The 17,833-nt window shown below is 71.4% G+C and carries 11 protein-coding genes; 5 read left to right on the top strand and 6 right to left on the bottom strand.

The window, feature by feature from the left end; all coding sequences use genetic code 11:
- Positions 1-30: 30 nt before the first annotated feature.
- From BKI49_RS24420 to BKI49_RS24410, 3 genes are all read right to left on the bottom strand, one after another.
- Positions 31-1,059, bottom strand: a complete 1,029-nt coding sequence (locus tag BKI49_RS24420; RefSeq protein ID WP_095936431.1) for an ABC transporter permease — start codon at positions 1,057-1,059, stop codon at positions 31-33.
- 630 nt (positions 1,060-1,689) lie between these two features.
- A complete protein-coding gene (gene typA, locus BKI49_RS24415; protein ID WP_095936430.1) occupies positions 1,690-3,597 on the bottom strand; it encodes a translational GTPase TypA in 1,908 nt (635 codons plus the stop codon).
- Positions 3,598-3,883: 286 nt separating this feature from the next.
- A complete protein-coding gene (locus tag BKI49_RS24410) occupies positions 3,884-6,283 on the bottom strand; it encodes an ABC transporter family substrate-binding protein (protein ID WP_095936429.1) in 2,400 nt (799 codons plus the stop codon).
- 588 nt (positions 6,284-6,871) lie between these two features.
- Here BKI49_RS24410 and BKI49_RS24405 point away from each other — a divergent pair.
- The 4 genes from BKI49_RS24405 to BKI49_RS24390 are packed head-to-tail and all read left to right on the top strand — an operon-like array spanning position 6,872 to position 10,765.
- The gene (locus BKI49_RS24405) at positions 6,872-7,198 is read left to right on the top strand and encodes a hypothetical protein (protein ID WP_095936428.1); all 327 of its coding nucleotides are present in this window, start codon (positions 6,872-6,874) and stop codon (positions 7,196-7,198) included.
- An 18-nt stretch (positions 7,199-7,216) separates the two neighbouring features.
- On the top strand, positions 7,217-8,038 hold the full coding sequence (locus BKI49_RS24400; protein ID WP_095936427.1) for a hypothetical protein: 822 nt from the start codon (positions 7,217-7,219) through the stop codon (positions 8,036-8,038).
- 16 nt (positions 8,039-8,054) lie between these two features.
- Complete coding sequence (locus BKI49_RS24395; protein WP_095936426.1) at positions 8,055-9,998, top strand: fumarate reductase/succinate dehydrogenase flavoprotein subunit; 1,944 nt, start codon at positions 8,055-8,057, stop codon at positions 9,996-9,998.
- Positions 9,995-10,765, top strand: coding sequence for a succinate dehydrogenase/fumarate reductase iron-sulfur subunit (locus tag BKI49_RS24390; protein ID WP_095936425.1), 771 nt, complete (start codon positions 9,995-9,997; stop codon positions 10,763-10,765). The genes BKI49_RS24395 and BKI49_RS24390 overlap by 4 nt, the downstream gene beginning before the upstream one ends.
- Before the next feature lie 51 nt (positions 10,766-10,816).
- Here the strand turns inward: BKI49_RS24390 and BKI49_RS24385 are convergent, their stop codons facing one another.
- Positions 10,817-11,176: a hypothetical protein gene (locus tag BKI49_RS24385; protein ID WP_095936424.1), complete on the bottom strand. Its 360-nt coding sequence runs from the start codon at positions 11,174-11,176 to the stop codon at positions 10,817-10,819.
- 92 nt (positions 11,177-11,268) lie between these two features.
- Positions 11,269-12,267 carry a glycoside hydrolase family 18 protein gene (locus tag BKI49_RS24380; protein WP_095936484.1) on the bottom strand — a complete coding sequence of 333 codons (999 nt, stop codon included), beginning with the start codon at positions 12,265-12,267 and terminating at the stop codon, positions 11,269-11,271.
- Between the two features lie 867 nt (positions 12,268-13,134).
- On the opposite strand from BKI49_RS24380, the gene BKI49_RS24370 reads away from it, so the two are divergent.
- Positions 13,135-14,637 (top strand): hypothetical protein, encoded by a 1,503-nt coding sequence (locus tag BKI49_RS24370; protein WP_179332560.1) that lies wholly within the window; start codon positions 13,135-13,137, stop codon positions 14,635-14,637.
- 81 nt (positions 14,638-14,718) lie between these two features.
- Here BKI49_RS24370 and BKI49_RS24365 read toward each other — a convergent pair whose 3' ends face one another.
- Entirely contained in the window at positions 14,719-17,586 is a 2,868-nt protein-coding gene (locus BKI49_RS24365; protein WP_179332559.1) for a SpoIIE family protein phosphatase, read from the bottom strand.
- Between the last annotated feature and the right edge of the window lie 247 nt (positions 17,587-17,833).

Here is a 17,833-nt window from a genome sequence, read left to right as displayed (position 1 = left end):
CCGGGTGGCAGCGGCACCCCGCGCTCGGGGTCAGCGGCCCGTCTTGGGATCGAAGGCGTCCCGGACCGAGTCACCGAGGAGGTTGAACGCCACGACGAAGATGACCATGGCGACACCCGGGAAGAACATGTAGACGGGGTCCTGTTCGTAGATGTCCGACCCGATGGCGAACATCCGGCCCCAGTCGGGGGTCGGTTCGGTGTAACCCACGCCGACGAACGAGAGAAACGCGACCGACAGGATGGTGCTCGGCAGCATGTAGGTGCCCTGCACCAGGATCGGTGTGACGAGGTTGGGCAGCAGTTCCTTGCGGATGATGCGCCACGGCGAGGCGCCCGCGACCTTCGCGGCCTCGACGAACTCCCGCTCGCGCAGCGAGAGGGTGACCGCCCGGATGAGCCGGGCGAGGCCCATCCAGCCGAGGAACCACAGCACTCCGATGATGGCGAGCGCGTGGATGTAGGTGGGTGTCTCCTCGTCGGGAGCCACGAACACCGCGGTGATGACCGGCATCGAGGCGATCATGAACAGCTGCTGCGGGAAGGCCAGCAGGAAGTCCGTGAGACGGCCGAGCCAGTAGTCGACCTTGCCGCCGAAGTAGCCGCCGAACAGGCCGATCAGCACACCCATGAAGACCATCGCGACGGTCGCCGCGAGCGCCGTGTACAGCGAGGTGCGCATGCCGTACAGGAGCTGCGTGAACACATCGCGCCCCAGGGTGGGTTCGATGCCGAACCAGTACTCCGAGGTGATGCCGCCGTTGGGGCCGGCGGGCATGTTGAAGTCGTTCAGGAGCAGCGGATCGTCCTGCCCGTACAGCGTGTACGGGTTCTTGCCGTACAGCTTCGAGATCAGCGGAGCGAGGGCGGCGATCAGGAAGAAGAACAGCACCACGTAGGCGGAGACCACACCGGTGCGGTCTCGCTTGAACCGGCGCCACATCAGCTGGCCGGGCGATCGGCCCTCCAGCTTCTCCGGCGCGTCGGAACCCTTCTGCGGCGTCTGCTCGTCGACCTCGGTGGAGGCTTCCGCGCCCTCGATCTCGATCGGACTCGTCATGATTCGTCCATTTCATGGGTACGCCGAGTCCGTGGCCGCCTCAGGGTGCGGGCGGCCACGTTCGGACCATGCGGATCAGGAGAGACGTATGCCTAGCGGTCGCTGTACGCCGCGGCGCGGCGTGCGACAACTCGCAGATGAACACGCGTAGTTGGCATCTGGTGCCTCCTCATGACTCAACCGGTGCACGGACAGGAGGGGCCCCTGACTGACCTCCGACACCCCTGACGGAGGGTCAAACACCCCACTGTGCTCGTGAGTCGGCGCTGTCCCCACAGCGCATGACCCATTGACCCGAGCGTTACGCGGCTAACTATCTGACATGAGCCAACTACCGACCACTGCCTTTAGGTCTCGGTTCCATCACAGCTGTCGCGTACATCTTCCAAAATCTGGACAAAATGATCTGAGAGAGAAGCCCGCGAAACGGACGTGTTACATGCGTATCGGGCGGCAGGCTCCGCATTTCGGACACGAGAGCCGGAAAAAACCGGTTGTACGGGACGGCGCGAACGGCTAGATCTTCCGCAACGAAAAAACCCGGGCACCCCATGACGGGGTACCCGGGTTCGATTCCCGGTGGATCAGCCGCGCTCGGCGCGGTCGATCAGCCGCGCTCGGCGCAGTGGATCAGCCGTGCTTGGCGCGGCTCGCGGTGCGGGCACGGTCACGCTGGTCGAGCACGACCTTGCGGATGCGAACGGCCTCCGGCGTCACCTCGACGCACTCGTCGTCGCGGCAGAACTCCAGCGACTGCTCCAGCGAGAGCTTGCGCGGCGGCACGATCGCCTCGAACGAGTCGGCCGAGGACGACCGCATGTTCGTGAGCTTCTTCTCCTTGGTGATGTTCACGTCCATGTCGTCGGAGCGCGAGTTCTCGCCGACGATCATGCCCTCGTACACCTCGGTGCCGGGGTCGGTGAACAGCACGCCGCGCTCCTGGAGGTTCGTCATCGCGAACGCGGTGACGGCGCCGGCGCGGTCGGCGACGAGCGAGCCGTTGTTACGGGTCGCCAGCGTGCCGAACCACGGCTCGTGGCCCTCGTGGATGGAGTGGGCGATGCCCGTGCCGCGCGTGCCGGTCAGGAACTCCGTACGGAAGCCGATGAGGCCGCGGGACGGGACGACGAACTCCATGCGGACCCAGCCGGAGCCGTGGTTCGACATGTTGTCCATCCGGCCCTTGCGGACGCCCATGAGCTGCGTGACCGCGCCCATGTGCTCCTCGGGCACGTCGATCGTCATGCGCTCGACGGGCTCGTGGATCTTGCCGTCGATCTCCTGGGTGACGACCTGCGGCTTGCCGATGGTCAGCTCGAAGCCCTCACGGCGCATCTGCTCGACCAGGATGGCGAGCGCGAGCTCACCACGGCCCTGGACCTCCCAGGCGTCCGGGCGCTCGGTGTCGAGCACGCGGAGGGAGACGTTACCGATCAGCTCGCGGTCGAGGCGGTCCTTGACCTGGCGGGCGGTGACCTTGCGGTCCTTGACCGCGGCCTTGGCGTCCGCGCCCTTGCCCGTGCCGCCGCGGCCGACCAGCGGCGAGGTGTTCGTGCCGATGGTCATGGAGATCGCCGGCTCGTCGACCGTGATCAGCGGCAGCGCGATCGGGTTCTCGGTGTCGGCGAGGGTCTCACCGATCATGATGTCCGGGATACCGGCGACGGCGCAGATGTCACCGGGGCCGGCCACCTCGGCGGGCTTGCGGGTGAGCGCCTCGGTCATCAGCAGCTCGGTGATGCGCACATTGGCCATCGTGCCGTCGCGCTTGATCCACGTGACGCTCTGGCCCTTGCGCAGCTCGCCCTGCTCGACGCGGAGCAGCGCGATACGGCCGAGGAAGTTGTCGGCGTCCAGGTTGGTCACGTGGGCCTGGAGCGGCGCGGACTCGTCGAAGGACGGGGCCGGGACGTGCTCCAGGATCGTGGAGAAGAACGGCTCCAGGTTGTCGCTGTCGGCCGGGACGGTGCCGTCCTCCGGCTTGGTCAGCGACGCCACGCCGTCACGCGCGCAGGCGTAGACGATCGGGAACTCGATCTGGTCCTCGTCGGCGTCCAGGTCGAGGAAGAGGTCGTACGCCTCGTTCACGACCTCGTCGATGCGCGAGTCCGGGCGGTCCGTCTTGTTGATGCACAGGATGACGGGCAGGCGGGCCTGCAGCGCCTTGCGCAGCACGAAGCGGGTCTGCGGCAGCGGGCCCTCGGAGGCGTCGACGAGGAGGACGACCGCGTCCACCATCGACAGACCGCGCTCGACCTCACCACCGAAGTCGGCGTGGCCGGGGGTGTCGATGATGTTGATCGTGATGGCGTCGCCGCCATCCTTCGGGTGGTACTTGACCGCCGTGTTCTTCGCCAGGATCGTGATGCCCTTCTCACGCTCCAGGTCGTTCGAGTCCATCATGCGGTCGTCGAGCGACTCAGCGGCGTGCGCGGCGAAGGCACCGGCCTGCTTGAGCATGGCGTCGACCAGGGTGGTCTTGCCATGGTCGACGTGGGCGACGATGGCGACGTTGCGGATGTCGTGGCGCGTGGCCATATTGAGGCGCTTCTCCCGGGGTGAGTGGACGGCCTCCGCTGCGCGGGGCCTGCCGGGCTGAACACGCCACGGCCTTACCCCATGGTACGTGGCCGCGACGGAGGCGGCCTCCGCAGGGCCACGACGGCGACGGCCCGGCGAGCTCTTCTCCCAGCTCACCGGGCCTTTTCGGTCCGTCGGGTGCCACTCCAGGGGAAGGGGAACCCCAGGACGTCCCCGGCTGTTCGACCGACGGTCCCCCGCTGTTCGACGGCGGACCATCCGTCGGAGCGCCGGCGGGTACCCCCTAGCTCTTCGACGGGCTGGCGGAGGGGTTCGCGCCCTTCTTCAGGAAGCCCATGTCCTCGTAGATCGGGGTCTGGAAGCCGAAGGCGCCGGTGTTGACGAGGGTCGAGCGGGCGGCCGTGAGCTGGGGGCGCTGGAAGAGCGGGATCGATCCGGCGGCGGCCCAGATCCGGGCGTCGGCCTTGCGGACCAGCGAGCTCGCCTCGTCCTCGTCGAGCGTGCCGATGGCCTGGTCGAAGAGCTGGTCGACCTGGTCGGTGCCGACGCGGGTGTAGTTCTGCTCGACACTCAGGGAGCCGTCGGCGGCGGGCACCGGCTTGGCGTAGATCGGGCGCGCGTCGGTGGCCGGGAAGGCGGAGGCGGGCCACGAGTAGAGCGCCAGGTCGTACTGGCCCGAGGCGATGTGGTCCTTGAAGTAGCTCTCGTCCGCGACCCTGGACACGTCGGTGCGGATGCCGATGCGCTGGAGCATCTGCGAGATGCGGTCGGCGACCGTGCGCAGGGGCTCCGAACCGGGGCCGGAGGGCAGGACGAAGCGGAGCGTCAGCGGCTTGCCGTCCTTGGCGAGCGCGCCGGCAGCGGCGCCGGCCGGGGCGGCCGTGCCCTTGGGGGCGTACGCCCCGGGCGCCCCGCCGGCCGGAGCGTCCCGATGGGCGTCCTTGTGCCCGTAGCGGGTCCCGTCGAGGTGCCCGCCCGCCTGTTCGTCGGCCGACTTGTACTGGTGGTTCCCCGAGTGGTCCTTCGGGTCGTTCTTCTGCTCCCGGTCGGCCTCGGCGGGCTTGTTGTCCTCGCCGACGATGTACGTCCCGTCGTCGCCGGAACCGTCCTGGTCCTCGGCGTCCTCCGCCTTCTTGCCCTTGGACCCGGCGGCCTTCTCCGTCTTCTTCTCCTCGGTGATCGGCCCGCCGCGCACCCATCCCGCGTCGGAGAGCAGGGCCTGCGCCTCGGCGGTGTCCTGGTCGCCGAGCGCGCCGCTGTTGTCGGCGTACGCCTGCTGACCCGCGAGCGCGAGGTGGCTGCCGACCGGCTCGGCGGGCAGACCGAGCGGCTGGAGCACCACCCGGGCGAGTTCCTTGCGGTCGAGGGCGCGGGCCACGGCGCGGCGCACGCGCTCGTCGGCGAGCGGGCCCTCGGAGCCGTTGAGGGCGAGCTGGGTGTAGGCCGGTTCGAGGGACTTGCGGATCACGAATCCGCTCAGGCCCGCGACCTGGTCGGCCGGCTCCGCCTTCTTCCCGTGCTTCGTGCGGCGTGCGGGCTTGCCGTCGTCGGACGCGCTCGCCGATGCCTTGCCGCTCGCGCTCGCGGATGCGGAGGCAGACGCCTTCTGGGAACCGTCGGGAGAGGCCTCACCGGACGTGCTCGCGGAGGCCTCGCCGGACACGCTCGCGGACGTGCCGGCGGACGCCTCGCCGGATGCCGGGGCCGACGCGGACGCCTCGCCGGATGCCGTGCCCGACGCCGACGCGGACGCGGACGTGCCGGGCGAGACGTGCGCCCCTTGAAGGGGTGCGGTGCCCTTGTCGCGGGAGGCGAGGGTGATCTGCTCGGCCTGCGCGGCGTCGACGTCGGCCAGGTCGACCCGGCCCGCGGCAAGCGCGGTGGTCCGATCGGCGCGCGGGACAGCGACGAGGTCGATCTCGGAGAGCTTGGTGGGACGGCCCCACCAGCGCGGATTGCGGGTGAGACTGACCTGCCCGGCCGTGCGGTCGACCGCCTGGACGGCGAACGGCCCGGCGGTGACCTTCAGCTTCCTGCGCGCGCCGTCGTTGAAGGTGTCCGGGGTGCCCATGACGTCCTTCGGGTACAGCGGCGAGAACAGCGACTTCCAGTCGGCGTAGGGCCGGCTGAAGGTGACGCGGACCTCCAGGTTGTTCTTGCCGCGCTCGACCTTCTCGATGCGGTCGTAGCCGGCATTGCGGGCGGTCCAGTACGCGGTGTCCTTGCCGGACAGGGCCCGCCACTGGGCGGCGAAGTCGGCGGCGCCGATCTCCCGCCCGTCGCTCCAGACCGCCTGCTGGTTGAGCTTGTACAGCACGACCTGCTTGGGCTCGCTCTCGACGACCTTCGCGGACTCCAGGTAGTTCGGGTTGATCTGCGGGCGCCCGTTCTGGTCGAGGCGGTACATCGACGGCAGGACGGCACCGGCGACGCGCGTGGTCGCGGCGTCGGCGTCCGCCTGGAAGGCGTTCAGAGTCTCCGGAACGGAGTCCACGGCCCAGCGCAGCGTGCCGCCGTCGGTGATCAGGTCACGGGACGCGGGCGCGATGTCCTGCGCGGCAATGGGCTTGCTCGCGTCGTCCTCCGAGCTGCACGCGCTGAGGAGGGGTACCGCGAGCGCTCCCGCGGTGAGAAACGCGACCGAGCGCATCACCGCGCGCAGTCCGACGCCGTCGTGGGACATCACTGCAACCTCCGGGGGATGCTCCGCTGTGGGGCAGCTCGGTTTCTGATCACGTTTGGCGGTATATGGAGCTGATCAGATCTATGCGCCCACTGAAGGGGAGAGGGGCCTCGCGGGCGCGGCGACACGGCGGTGGAGGGCCCGAAGCCCACCCGTGCGGAGCAATGCCGGGCGGTTCCGGGGCCTCCGCGGCCGTCCTGTGGGCCCGAGCCCGGCCTGTCACCGCTCCGCCCCCTGGAGCCGCGTCGCTCCCCGGAGCCGGGCCGCCCCCGAGTCGCGTCGTTCGAGCCGGCCCGCGCCTGGAGCCACGTCCGTCCCCCGGGCCCGGGCCGCCCCCTGAGCCTCGCCGCCCTCAGCGGCTCCGAAGAGCTCCGGAGGGTTCCGGGGCGCTCCGGGGCGCTCCGGGGCGCTTCGGGCTCTCGTCCCCCGCGCCCCGGCTCTCACAGCCGATCCGGTGGCCGAGCCGCGGGGGGCGTGACCTCAAATCCGTGCACGCGCCTTCACACGGGCGTATGTGACGCGCAACACTCGCAGGCGCATGAACGTTGCCGCCTGGGACCGCAGTGTCCGTGGAAGTGAGGGCAAGTCATGTCCGTGCACGACGACTTGACGTCAGTCCAGCGCTGTCTCGACGACCTCCAGAGGTCGGTCGGGCGCCTGGAACAGCAGATGGGCGGCGGTCTGGAGATGCGCCGGGTGCGCACAGACGCCGATCACCTGCGCGAAAGCGTCGCGCTGCTGCGCGAGGCCGCCTCGGGGACCTCCCCCGAGCGCTCGGCCGCGACCGCCCGGGGTGGCCCCCCGTCGCCCCGCCGACCCGACCTGGTCCCCATCCCCGACACCCCGTACGACAGCTCCCTGTGGACCGATTCGGACGACGAGGGTCTCGGCGCCCGCGACCGGCACGCCCCCTGACCCCGACCGGAGCATTCGTTGACCACTGGTACGGAACCTCATCTGAACAGCGGCGGCGTACGTTCCGGTACGCGCGCCGCGATCGCCGAACCGCATCTGCGGACCGACCGCTGGTGGCTGGCGCCCGCCGTCACGGCGGCCGGGCTGCTGGCCTTCGTCGTGTACTCGACCTGGCGGGCCTTCGCCGACACGTACTACTACGCGGCGCCGTACGTCTCGCCCTTCTACTCGCCGTGTCTCGCGGACCGGTGCAGGACGATGCACGCCGGGCCCAACGCGGACCTCTTCGGGAGTTGGTGGGGCCTGTCCCCCGCCATCATCATCCTGATCTTCCCGCTCGGCTTCCGGCTGACCTGCTACTACTACCGCAAGGCCTACTACCGGGGCTTCTGGGCGTCGCCACCGGCCTGCGCGGTCGCCGAACCGCACAAGAAGTACACCGGCGAGACCCGCTTCCCGCTGATCCTCCAGAACATCCACCGGTACTTCTTCTACGCGGCCGTCGTCGTCGCGGGAATCCTCACGTACGACACCGTGCTCTCCTTCCGCGACGAGCACTACCGCTGGGGCCACATGGGCCTGGGCACGCTGGTGTTCCTCGTCAACATCGTCCTGATCTGGGCGTACACCCTTTCCTGCCACTCGTGCCGGCACATCGTCGGCGGCAAGCTGAAGCACTTCTCCAAACATCCCGTGCGTTACCGGATGTGGCAGTGGGTCGGGAAGCTGAATGCCCGTCACATGCTGCTGGCCTGGTCGTCGTTGGTGAGCGTGGCACTCGCCGACTTCTACGTGTACCTGGTCGCGTCCGGCGCCTTCGACGATCCGCGCTTCTTCTAGTGAGTGGGGCCTTGTGATGTCCGTGGTCGACCGGCAGGAGTGGGACGTGGTCGTGGTCGGCGCCGGTGGCGCCGGGCTGCGTGCCGCCATCGAGGCCCGGGAGCGGGGCGCCCGCACGGCGGTGATCTGCAAGTCGCTGTTCGGCAAGGCGCACACCGTGATGGCCGAGGGCGGTATCGCCGCGGCCATGGGAAACGTCAACTCCGGTGACAACTGGCAGGTCCACTTCCGCGACACCATGCGCGGCGGGAAGTTCCTCAACCAGTGGCGGATGGCAGAGCTGCACGCCACGGAGGCCCCGGACCGCGTCTGGGAACTGGAGACGTGGGGCGCGCTCTTCGACCGCACCGGGGACGGGCGGATCTCGCAGCGCAACTTCGGCGGCCACGAGTACCCGCGGCTCGCCCACGTCGGCGACCGGACGGGTCTGGAACTGATCCGCACGCTCCAGCAGAAGATCGTCTCCCTCCAGCAGGAGGACATGAAGGAGACCGGGGACTACGAGTCGCGCCTGAAGGTCTACCAGGAGTGCACGGTCACCCGGATCCTGAAGGACGGCGAACGCGTCTCCGGTGCCTTCTGCTACGAGCGGGAGACCGGCCGTTTCTTCGTCCTCGAAGCGCCGTCCGTGGTGATCGCCACCGGCGGCATCGGCAAGTCCTTCAAGGTGACGTCGAACTCGTGGGAGTACACCGGCGACGGGCACGCGCTCGCCCTGCTCGCCGGTGCGCCCCTGCTGAACATGGAGTTCGTGCAGTTCCACCCGACGGGCATGGTCTGGCCGCCGTCGGTGAAGGGCATCCTCGTCACCGAGTCCGTGCGCGGCGACGGCGGAGTGCTCACGAACTCCGAGGGCAAGCGGTTCATGTTCGACTACATCCCCGACGTCTTCAAGGAGAAGTACGCGCAGTCGGAGGAGGAGGGCGACCGCTGGTACGAGGACCCGGACCACAACCGGCGTCCCCCCGAACTGCTCCCCCGGGACGAGGTCGCGCGCGCCATCAACTCCGAGGTGAAGGCGGGCCGCGGCTCGCCGCACGGCGGTGTATTCCTCGACGTGTCCACCCGTATGCCCGCCGAGGTGATCAGGCGCCGGCTCCCCTCGATGTACCACCAGTTCAAGGAGCTCGCCGACGTCGACATCACGGCGGAGGCGATGGAGGTCGGCCCCACCTGCCACTACGTCATGGGCGGCATCGCGGTCGACTCGGACACGGCGGCGGCACGCGGCGTACCGGGACTGTTCGCGGCCGGTGAGGTCGCGGGCGGCATGCACGGCTCCAACCGGCTCGGCGGCAACTCGCTCTCCGACCTGCTGGTGTTCGGCCGCCGGGCCGGTCTGCACGCGGCCGAGTATGCCGCCGGCCTGGACGGCGGGCGCCCGCCCGTGGACGACGTCCAGATCGACACGGCGGCGGCGGAGGCGCTGCGGCCCTTCTCCGCCGAAGGCCCCGAAGCGGGTGAGGAGGACGGCCGTCCGCCCGAGAACCCGTACACCCTGCACCAGGAACTCCAGCAGGCCATGAACGACCTGGTCGGCATCATCCGGCGCGAGGCGGAGATGGAACAGGCCCTGGAGAAACTCGCGGACCTGCGGGTACGGGCACGCCGGGCCGGCGTGGAGGGGCACCGCCAGTTCAACCCGGGCTGGCACCTCGCCCTCGACCTGCGGAACATGCTCCTGGTCAGCGAGTGCGTGGCCCGGGCCGCGCTGGAACGCACCGAGTCCCGTGGCGGGCACACCCGCGAGGACCATCCGTCGATGGACCGCGCCTGGCGGCGGATCAATCTGCTCTGCCGACTGACGGACCCGACGGGCGGACTGGCCGCGACCGACCCCGTACGCGGGCAGATCGACCTGGTCCGCGAGACCACCGAACCCATCCGCTCCGACCTGCTCGCTCTCTTCGAGAAGGAAGAGCTGGTCAAGTACCTCGCCGAAGAGGAGCTCTACGAGTGAGCAGCTACGAGGCCCGCTTCAAGGTGTGGCGGGGCGACGTCAAGGGCGGTGGCCTGGAGGACTTCGCGGTCGAGGTGAACGACGGCGAGGTGGTGCTGGACATCATCCACCGGCTCCAGGCCACCCAGGCCCCTGACCTGGCCGTGCGCTGGAACTGCAAGGCGGGCAAGTGCGGTTCGTGCTCGGCGGAGATCAACGGACGGCCGCGGCTGATGTGCATGACGCGGATGTCCGTGTTCACGCGCGAGGAGACGATCACCGTCACGCCCCTGCGCGCGTTCCCCGTGGTGCGCGATCTGGTCACCGACGTCGGCTTCAACTACACGAAGGCGAGGGAGGTCCCGGCCTTCGTGCCGCCCGCCGGACTGGGGCCCGGCGAGTACCGGATGCAGCAGGAGGACGTCGACCGGTCGCAGGAGTTCCGCAAGTGCATCGAATGCTTCCTGTGCCAGGACACCTGCCATGTCGTGCGTGACCACGAGGAGAACAAGACCGCCTTCGCGGGCCCGCGCTTCCTGATGCGGGTCGCGGAGCTGGACATGCACCCGCTGGACGCCGCCGCCGACACGGGACTCGACCGCAAGGCGACCGCCCAGGACGAACACGGCCTCGGCTACTGCAACATCACCAAGTGCTGCACGGAGGTCTGCCCCGAAGGCATCAAGATCACGGACAATGCGCTGATCCCCCTGAAGGAACGCGCCGTCGACCGCAAGTACGACCCTCTGGTGTGGCTCGGGTCGAAGATCGGCAGGCGCCGGACGTAGCGGACACGGGCCGGACCCGAGCCGGCGGGCGGCAGCGGCCGCGGGCCCGGCTCAGGGCCGGCCGGGTCGCTGCGCCGCCAGCTGGAACACGTTGCCCAGCAGGAACAGGCCCATCCCCGACATGGCGAACGAGGTCATCTCGGCGTCGGGGCCGTGGAACGGGCCGAGGAACATGAACAGGGTCATCCCGACGCTCGCCGTCACCGCTCCGTAGCCCCACAGCTTCGGGCGCAGCACGCGGTGGCGGCCCAGCGGCATCAGCCAGCCCGTCGTGATGGCCACGATCCCCAGCCCCGCGAGAGCCACCACGGCCAGTACGGCGGCCGCCACCAGATACGGGTGCATCGCTCCCCCTCCCTCCGGCGCGCCGGAGAAGCGCGCCGTCGCGTGGGCGGGCCGGAGCACGCCCACGGGCCGATCATGGCACGCGGGCGCCGGGGCCTCCAGGGACCCCGCGTCAAGAACGCGTACGGATCGGTGGCTCCCGGCGGGGGTGGGACGCGTCAGCGCATCCAGCCCTCCCGGTAGGCGGTCCAGTCGGCCTCGGTCGCCGCGAAGTCGACGTACAGGGCGAGGCCGAAGCGGTCGCGGTGGCGGTCCGTGCGGGACAGGCCGAGGCGCGCGCCGCGCACGGCCGCGGTGACCGTCTCGGCGGACTCGTGGTGGCTCATGTCGTCCTCGTGGAAGAACGGCAGGCCCATCAGCAGGTCGGTCGACTTCGGGGTGACCTCCAGGGCGAGAGAGGTCTGCTGGGCGACGTAGCCGCCGTACAGGCTCTCCATCGGAAGGGCCGTGTCGTACGACATGAGGGCGATCTGGTCGACCCGGCGGGCGACCTGTCCGAAGTACCACTGGGACCACCACTTGGGGTGGTTCGTGAGGGAGCCGCGGACCGCGTGGGCGGCCGGCAGCGGGTCGATCTGGTGGGCGGCGACGGAGAGCGGGACGTGCCGGGAGCGGGTCACCTCACGCAGGTCGTCGAGGAGGGAGAGGTAGTCGCGGTTGCCGGAGTGCAGGGGCTCGAAGTCGAAGTGGACGCCGTCGAATCCGGCCGCCAGGATCTGCCGGGTGGAGCCCACGACCGCCTTCCGGGTCCCCGCCCGCTCCATGCGCAGCCCGTGCGGCCCTTCGCTCGCCAGCGCGTCGCCGAGCCAGGCCTGCACCCGTACGCCGGGCAGTTCGCGGTGCACCGCCGCGATCAGCCACGCGGCCCGCGGGTAGGCCGTCCTCGGCAGGGTCCCGTCGTGCTCCAGCGGTCCCGCGTGCACGTACAGATCGCGTATGCCGGTGCTCCGCAGCCGCGCCGCCAGCGAGGTGACGTCCGCGTCCTTCTTCCGCCCGTCGACCCAGGCGTGCCCCAGCCAGAGGGCGTCACGGTTCCTCGTCGCGGTCCCGGGCCCGGGGTCTCCGGCGTAGTTCACCCGCAGGGCGATGCCCGCGGCCAGGGAGGGCACCAGCAGGACGAGGACCAGCGCGAGCAGCACGCGCTTGGGCCACCGCAGGCGCGGGTGCCGCCCGACGGGCCCGCGCCGGGTTCCCGCCCCGGACTCCCGGACGGCCCCGGGCGGCTCCTCGGTGGGGTGCTGCGGGGTCTCGGCGGAGCCTGCCGGGGTGTCCGCCCGGCCCGACGAGGTCTCCGCGGGGGCGGACACGGTGTCGATGTCCGCGGGGCCCGACGCGGGACCTGTGGCGGGGCCCGGCGCGGGATCGGTCGCAGGTCCGGTCACGGGATCGGCCGCAGGACCGGTCACGGAGGCCGGCGCAGGGGCGGGTGCGGAGGCCGACGCCGTATCGGGTGCGGAGGCAACATCGGGTGCGGAGTCCGGCACAGGACCGGGTGCGGGATCCGGCACAGGACCGGGTTCGGGATCCGGCACAGAACCGGGTTCGGGATCCGGCACAGAACCGGGTTCGGGATCCGGCACAGAACCGGGTTCGGGATCCGGCACAGAACCGGGTTCGGGATCCGGCACAGAACCGGGTTCGGGATCCGGCACAGGATCCGGCGCGGGACCGGGTTCACGGCCCGGGGCCGCCGGAGGCGCGGTGGTGACCGGTGCGGCGGGCGATGCCGCGGCCGGTGTCCCCGTGCCGGGCTCCCCCCGCCGTGTCTCCGTCTCGGGACCGGGGCCGCCCGCACGGGCCTCGTTTCCGGAATCCGCCCGCTCAGTAGCCATCCCCCGTGCCCCTCCCGTACGTCCCCGTATCCCCCGTACCTTAGGTGTCCCCGCCTCGGCGCACCCCGGTCGCGTCTGCGCGCATGCGGCCATACGCTCCCAAATGTGACGTCGCCCCTGAGCCGAAGCCGGTCGCGCCAGGTCCCGTCGCACATAGCCGTGCGAGTGGCGCATACCGTGCTCGGGGGGCTCATGGCGGTGGGGTGGCTGGTGCTGCCCCTGGCCACGGAGGACGGCGAGGCACCGGTGACCGCGGCACGCAACGCGCAGGGCACCGACGGGGCCGTGGCCCAGGAGACGGCGGCCTCGGACGGACCGGACGGGACGACCAACGGGGACCTCGTCCTTCCGCTCGTCGCCGTCGGCACCGCGGCGGCGCTGGGGGCGTACGGATACGCCCGGCGCAAGCAGCGCGCGAGGACCCGCACGACACCCGGCGGGCATCCGGCCGGACTGACGTCCGTGCCCGAACTCGACCGGCAGATACGGTCGTTACTCGTGGACACCGACGACTGCGTCCGTACGAGTGCCGAGGAACTCGACTGCGCCAGAGCGCAGTTCGGCGACGCGGCCGTCGAGCCGTACGCGGGCGCACTGGCCGGTGCGAAGTCCGAGCTCGCGGCGGCCTTCGGGCTTCGGCAGCTGCTCGAGGAGACCGGCCGCGGTGCCGAGGACCGGGGCACGCTGGAGGAGATCCGGGCCCACTGCGGCGACGCCGGGCGGCGGCTGGACGCGGAGGCGGCCGGGTTCGACCAGCTGCGCGGCCTGGAGCACGACACGGCCACCGCGCTGGGGCTCACGGAGACCCGGTTCCGCGCGGTGGCGGCGCGGACCCCGGCCATGGAGACGACGCTGGGCGAGCTGCACAAGCGGTACGCCCGCTCCGCGACCGCCCCGGTCACGGGCCACCGCGAACACACCAAGGAGCGGCTGGTGTTCGCCACCATCCGTCTCAACCTCGCGCGTCAGTGCGCCGACCGGGGCAAGGGCGGCAAGGCGGCGGCCTTTCTGCGTGCGGCGGAGGGCGCCCTCGGCCAGGCCGCCCTGCTCATCGACGGGGTCGACCGTCTCGCGGGCGAACTGGGTTCGGCGGAGGGGCGGTTGCCGGCCGCACTGGACACGCTGGAGGACGATCTCGCCGAGGCGCGCGGACCGCGCGCCGACGGGGCCGTCGGGGAACTGCCCGTGCGGGTCGCGCACGCCGAGGCGCTGCTCGTCGATGTGCGCCGGGAGATCACGGCCGGACCGTACGATCCGCTCGACGCGCTGCGGCAGGTCGCCGAAGCGGGCGTGGTCCTCGCCGAGGTGTGCGCCGTACCCGGGGAACGTTTCCGCGCCCTGCGCGACGACGCCCTCCTTCCGGCCCGTGCGGCGGTCGGTGCCGCGGAGGACTTCGTGGCCACGAACCGGGAGGCGGTCGGCTGCGCGGCGCGTACGCGTCTCGCGGCGGCCGAACAGCTCCTGGCGGCCGGGGCCTTCGCTCTCGCCGAGGTGCGGCGGGCCGACGTGCTCGGCCGCGAGGCACGGGACCTCGCGGAACGGGACGTGCGGGCGCACGGCAACCCCGCCGGGGGGTACGAGGGCGCCGGGGTCGGTGGTGCCGTGCTCGGCGGCATCCTGCTGCCCGGCGCTGCCGGTCCGGCGTGCTTCGGCGGTCCCCGCACCCGGCGCCGGCGGGCGGTGCGTCCCGACTGACGCGGGACCCCTGCCCACGACCCGCCGGGGCCCTCGGCCCTGCGCGCCTCGACGGCGGGAGCAGTTGTCGGCCGCGCCGCCTCAGAACAGACTCAGAAGCGCCTCCGCCGGGTCCACCAGGCCCGATTCACCGTCCGGCAGGGGGAGTTCGAACCACACGGTCTTTCCGCGAGGGGTTCTCCGGGAGCCCCAGGCGGCGGACAGCAGGCCGACGAGCTGAAGGCCCCGGCCGCCCTCGTCGGTGTCCCGGGCGCGGCGGCGGCGCGGCTGCACGAGGCCCGCGTCCCACACCTCGCACACCAGCGTGCGGTCGAGGAGCAGCCGGAGTCTGATCTCCCCCTCGCCGTACCGCAGTGCGTTGGTCACCAGCTCGCTGACGAGGAGTTCCGTCGTGTCCACGAGGGGCTCCAGGTCCCAGGCCTGAAGCTGGGTGCGCGCGTACTCGCGGGCGCGGCCCACGCTGCGCGGCTCCCGCGGCAGCGTCCAGTCGCCGACGGACTCGGCGGGCAGTCCCTGAACACGTGCCATCAGCAGGGCGATGTCGTCCTCGCCATGGTGGGTGTCGAGGGTGTTGAGGACGTGGTCGCAGACGTCCTCCAGGGGGCGGGTGGGGTCGGTCAGGGCGCCGACGAAGGCCTGCAGGCCCTCGTCGAGGGGATGGTCGCGGGATTCGACCAGCCCGTCGGTGTAGAGCGCCAGCAGCGCGCCCTCGGGGAGTTCGACCTCGACCTCCTCGAAGGGCTCGCCGCCCACGCCGAGCGGCATCCCGGGCGGCACGTCGAGCATGAGCGCGCTCTCGCCGGGTTCGACGAGCACGGGCGGCAGATGGCCCGCGTTGGCGAAGGTGCACCGGCGCGTGACGGAGTCGTAGACGGCGTACACGCAGGTCGCGAGGTACACCTCGGAGAGGTCGGCGTCGCGGGGCTGGCGGGCCGTGCGGGTGGCCTGCTGGACTCCGCCGGGGGTGCCGAGGCCGCGGGCGATCTCGTCCAGCGCCGAGAGGACCTCGGCGGGTTCCAGGTCCAGCAGCGCCAGCGTCCGTACGGCGGTGCGCAGTTCACCCATCGCCACGGCGGCGCGCAGCCCGCGCCCCATCACGTCGCCGACGACCAGCGCGGTGCGGTGGCCGGGAAGTTCGATCACGTCGAACCAGTCGCCGCCCACCTCGGTCGCCGCGTTGCCCGGCAGGTAGCGGCACGCGATGTCCAGGCCGGACGCCTCGGGGTCGCCCGGGGGCAGCAGGGAGCGCTGGAGGATCAGCGCGCGCTCGTGCTCACGGCGGTACAGGCGCGCGTTGTCGATGCAGACGGCGGCACGCGCGGCCAGCTCCACCGCGAGCGCGCGGTCGCGTTCCCCGAACGGCTCGCTGCCCTTGGTGCGGGAGAACTGGGCGAGCCCGACGACGGTGTCGTGGGCGACCATCGGGACCGCGAGCGTGGACTGGATGAGGCCGCCCTCGTCGGCCGGGATGTTCTGCGGCCGCGCGGTGCGCAGGGCGTCCGCGCAGGGCGAGTTGAAGGGGTAGTGGTGGACGGCGCCCACGGCCACCGGTGCGGGCCCGCCGACGAACGGCGCGTCGGCGACGGCGCTGGCGAAGGCGACGCGGCGGAGCTCGGCGCTGCCGTCGGCCAGGCCCGGCGGGGTCTCGTCGCCGGCCAGCAGGCCTTGGTACAGGTCGACCGTCGCCAGGTCGCAGAACCCGGGGACGACGACGTCGAGGAGTTCGCGTGCGGTGGTCTCCAGGTCGAGGGAGTTGCCTATGCGGGCGCCGGCCTCGTTCAGGAGGGCGAGATTGCGCCGGGCGGCGGCTGCTTCCCGGGCGGCGGCGCGGCGGGCGGTGATGTCGGTTCCGAGCCAGGCGATGCCGATGGGGCGCCCGGTTCCGCTGTGCACGCGGTACAGGTTGACGGACCAGTGGCGGCGCTCGTCGGACCCGGGGACGTGGCCGGTGACGTGCATGTCCGTGATGGAGTCGCCGGTCTCCAGGACGCGGCGCAAGGTCGCCGAGACGCGTTCGGCCTCCGCGTGCGGCAGGTAGTCGTGGACACCGCGTCCGCGGTGGTCGTCGACGGTGCCGCCGAAGGTCGAGGCGAACCGCTGGTTGGCGCGGCGGACGTGCAGGTCGGTGTCGATCAGCAGGAAGCCGAAAGGAGATTGACCGAAAATCGCCTGCGAGGCGGCGAGGTCCGTCTCGATCCGGCGGAGGGTGCGGACGTCCACGACGATGCACACGGCGGCCCGCTCGCCGTCCTCCGTCGTGGTGGGCATCACATAGACCTCGGCGAGCCCCTCGGCGCCCTCGCCGAGGGGCTCGGGGTCGGCGTCGAGGGGGTCGGGCATCCGGAACGGGACCACACCCGTCCACTCGCGGCCGTCCAGGATCTCCGCCATCTTGCGCTGCCCGAACTCACGCCGGTCGGGGGTGACGAACGCCTCGATGGGGTCCATGCCCACGGCGCGTTCGGAGGAGATGCCGAAGAGCTGTTCGGCGCGCAGACTCCACTGGTCGATCAGCCCGTCGGCGCCGATGGAGAAGGAGGCGACCTTGATGTAGTCGTACATCGAGCCGGGCGGGCTGCTCTGCCACATGGCGTCGCCCGCCGAGTCGCCCTCGCCGGGCGTCGTGCGCAGGGAGTCGTGGGCCTCACCGACCGCGGAACCGCCCTGGTCCCGGGCCTCGCTCCGGGAGCCTTCCTCGCTCCGGGAGGCCTCCTCGCTCCGCGCCCCGCGACGGACGGCCTCCTCGGCCCTCGTGCCGCTGCGGGAACCGTCCGCGGCATCCGTCCCGCCGGGCGTCGTGCGCCGGTCGTCGCCCGCGTAGTGGGCCCCGCCGGGCGTCTCGCGCACGGAGTCGTCCCCCGAGTGGCCCGCGGGATCGCCCGACGCATCAGCCCTCGCGCCGTCCGACGGGTCCTCGGACTCCGTGGCCTTCGCTGGTATCTCGCTCACGCGAACCGTCCCCTCCAGCTCACCGCGTCCGGCACCGGTCACCGGAGGCGGCTGCCCGCAGTATCCAGCACTACGGCGCCGCACAACACGGTGTTCACGATCACAGCAGGGTCCCGATGGTTTTTGGACCCGCCGCGACATACTCCCAGTCTTCTAACCAGGTCGCGCCCCCTCGAACCAAAGAGTCCGGCAAGCGCCAGTGGCCTGAACCACACGGTCGCATCCCGCCGCGTCCGGACGCGCCCCG

The sequence above is a fragment of the Streptomyces sp. Tue6028 genome, from assembly GCF_002300165.1.
In the GTDB taxonomy this organism is placed as follows: Bacteria; Actinomycetota; Actinomycetes; order Streptomycetales; family Streptomycetaceae; genus Streptomyces; species Streptomyces siamensis.
The sequence above is the reverse complement of the archived record's forward strand: the minus strand, read 5'-3'. Positions and strand labels throughout refer to the sequence as shown.

Bases quoted from the DNA above. Each gene is read 5' to 3' on its own strand.
- BKI49_RS24420 (WP_095936431.1), bottom strand. From the start codon at position 1,059: ATGACGAGTCCGATCGAGATCGAGGGCGCGGAAGCCTCCACCGAGGTC.
- typA (WP_095936430.1), bottom strand. From the start codon at position 3,597: ATGGCCACGCGCCACGACATCCGCAACGTCGCCATCGTCGCCCACGTC.
- BKI49_RS24410 (WP_095936429.1), bottom strand. From the start codon at position 6,283: ATGTCCCACGACGGCGTCGGACTGCGCGCGGTGATGCGCTCGGTCGCG.
- BKI49_RS24405 (WP_095936428.1), top strand. From the start codon at position 6,872: ATGTCCGTGCACGACGACTTGACGTCAGTCCAGCGCTGTCTCGACGAC.
- BKI49_RS24395 (WP_095936426.1), top strand. From the start codon at position 8,055: ATGTCCGTGGTCGACCGGCAGGAGTGGGACGTGGTCGTGGTCGGCGCC.
- BKI49_RS24370 (WP_179332560.1), top strand. From the start codon at position 13,135: ATGGCGGTGGGGTGGCTGGTGCTGCCCCTGGCCACGGAGGACGGCGAG.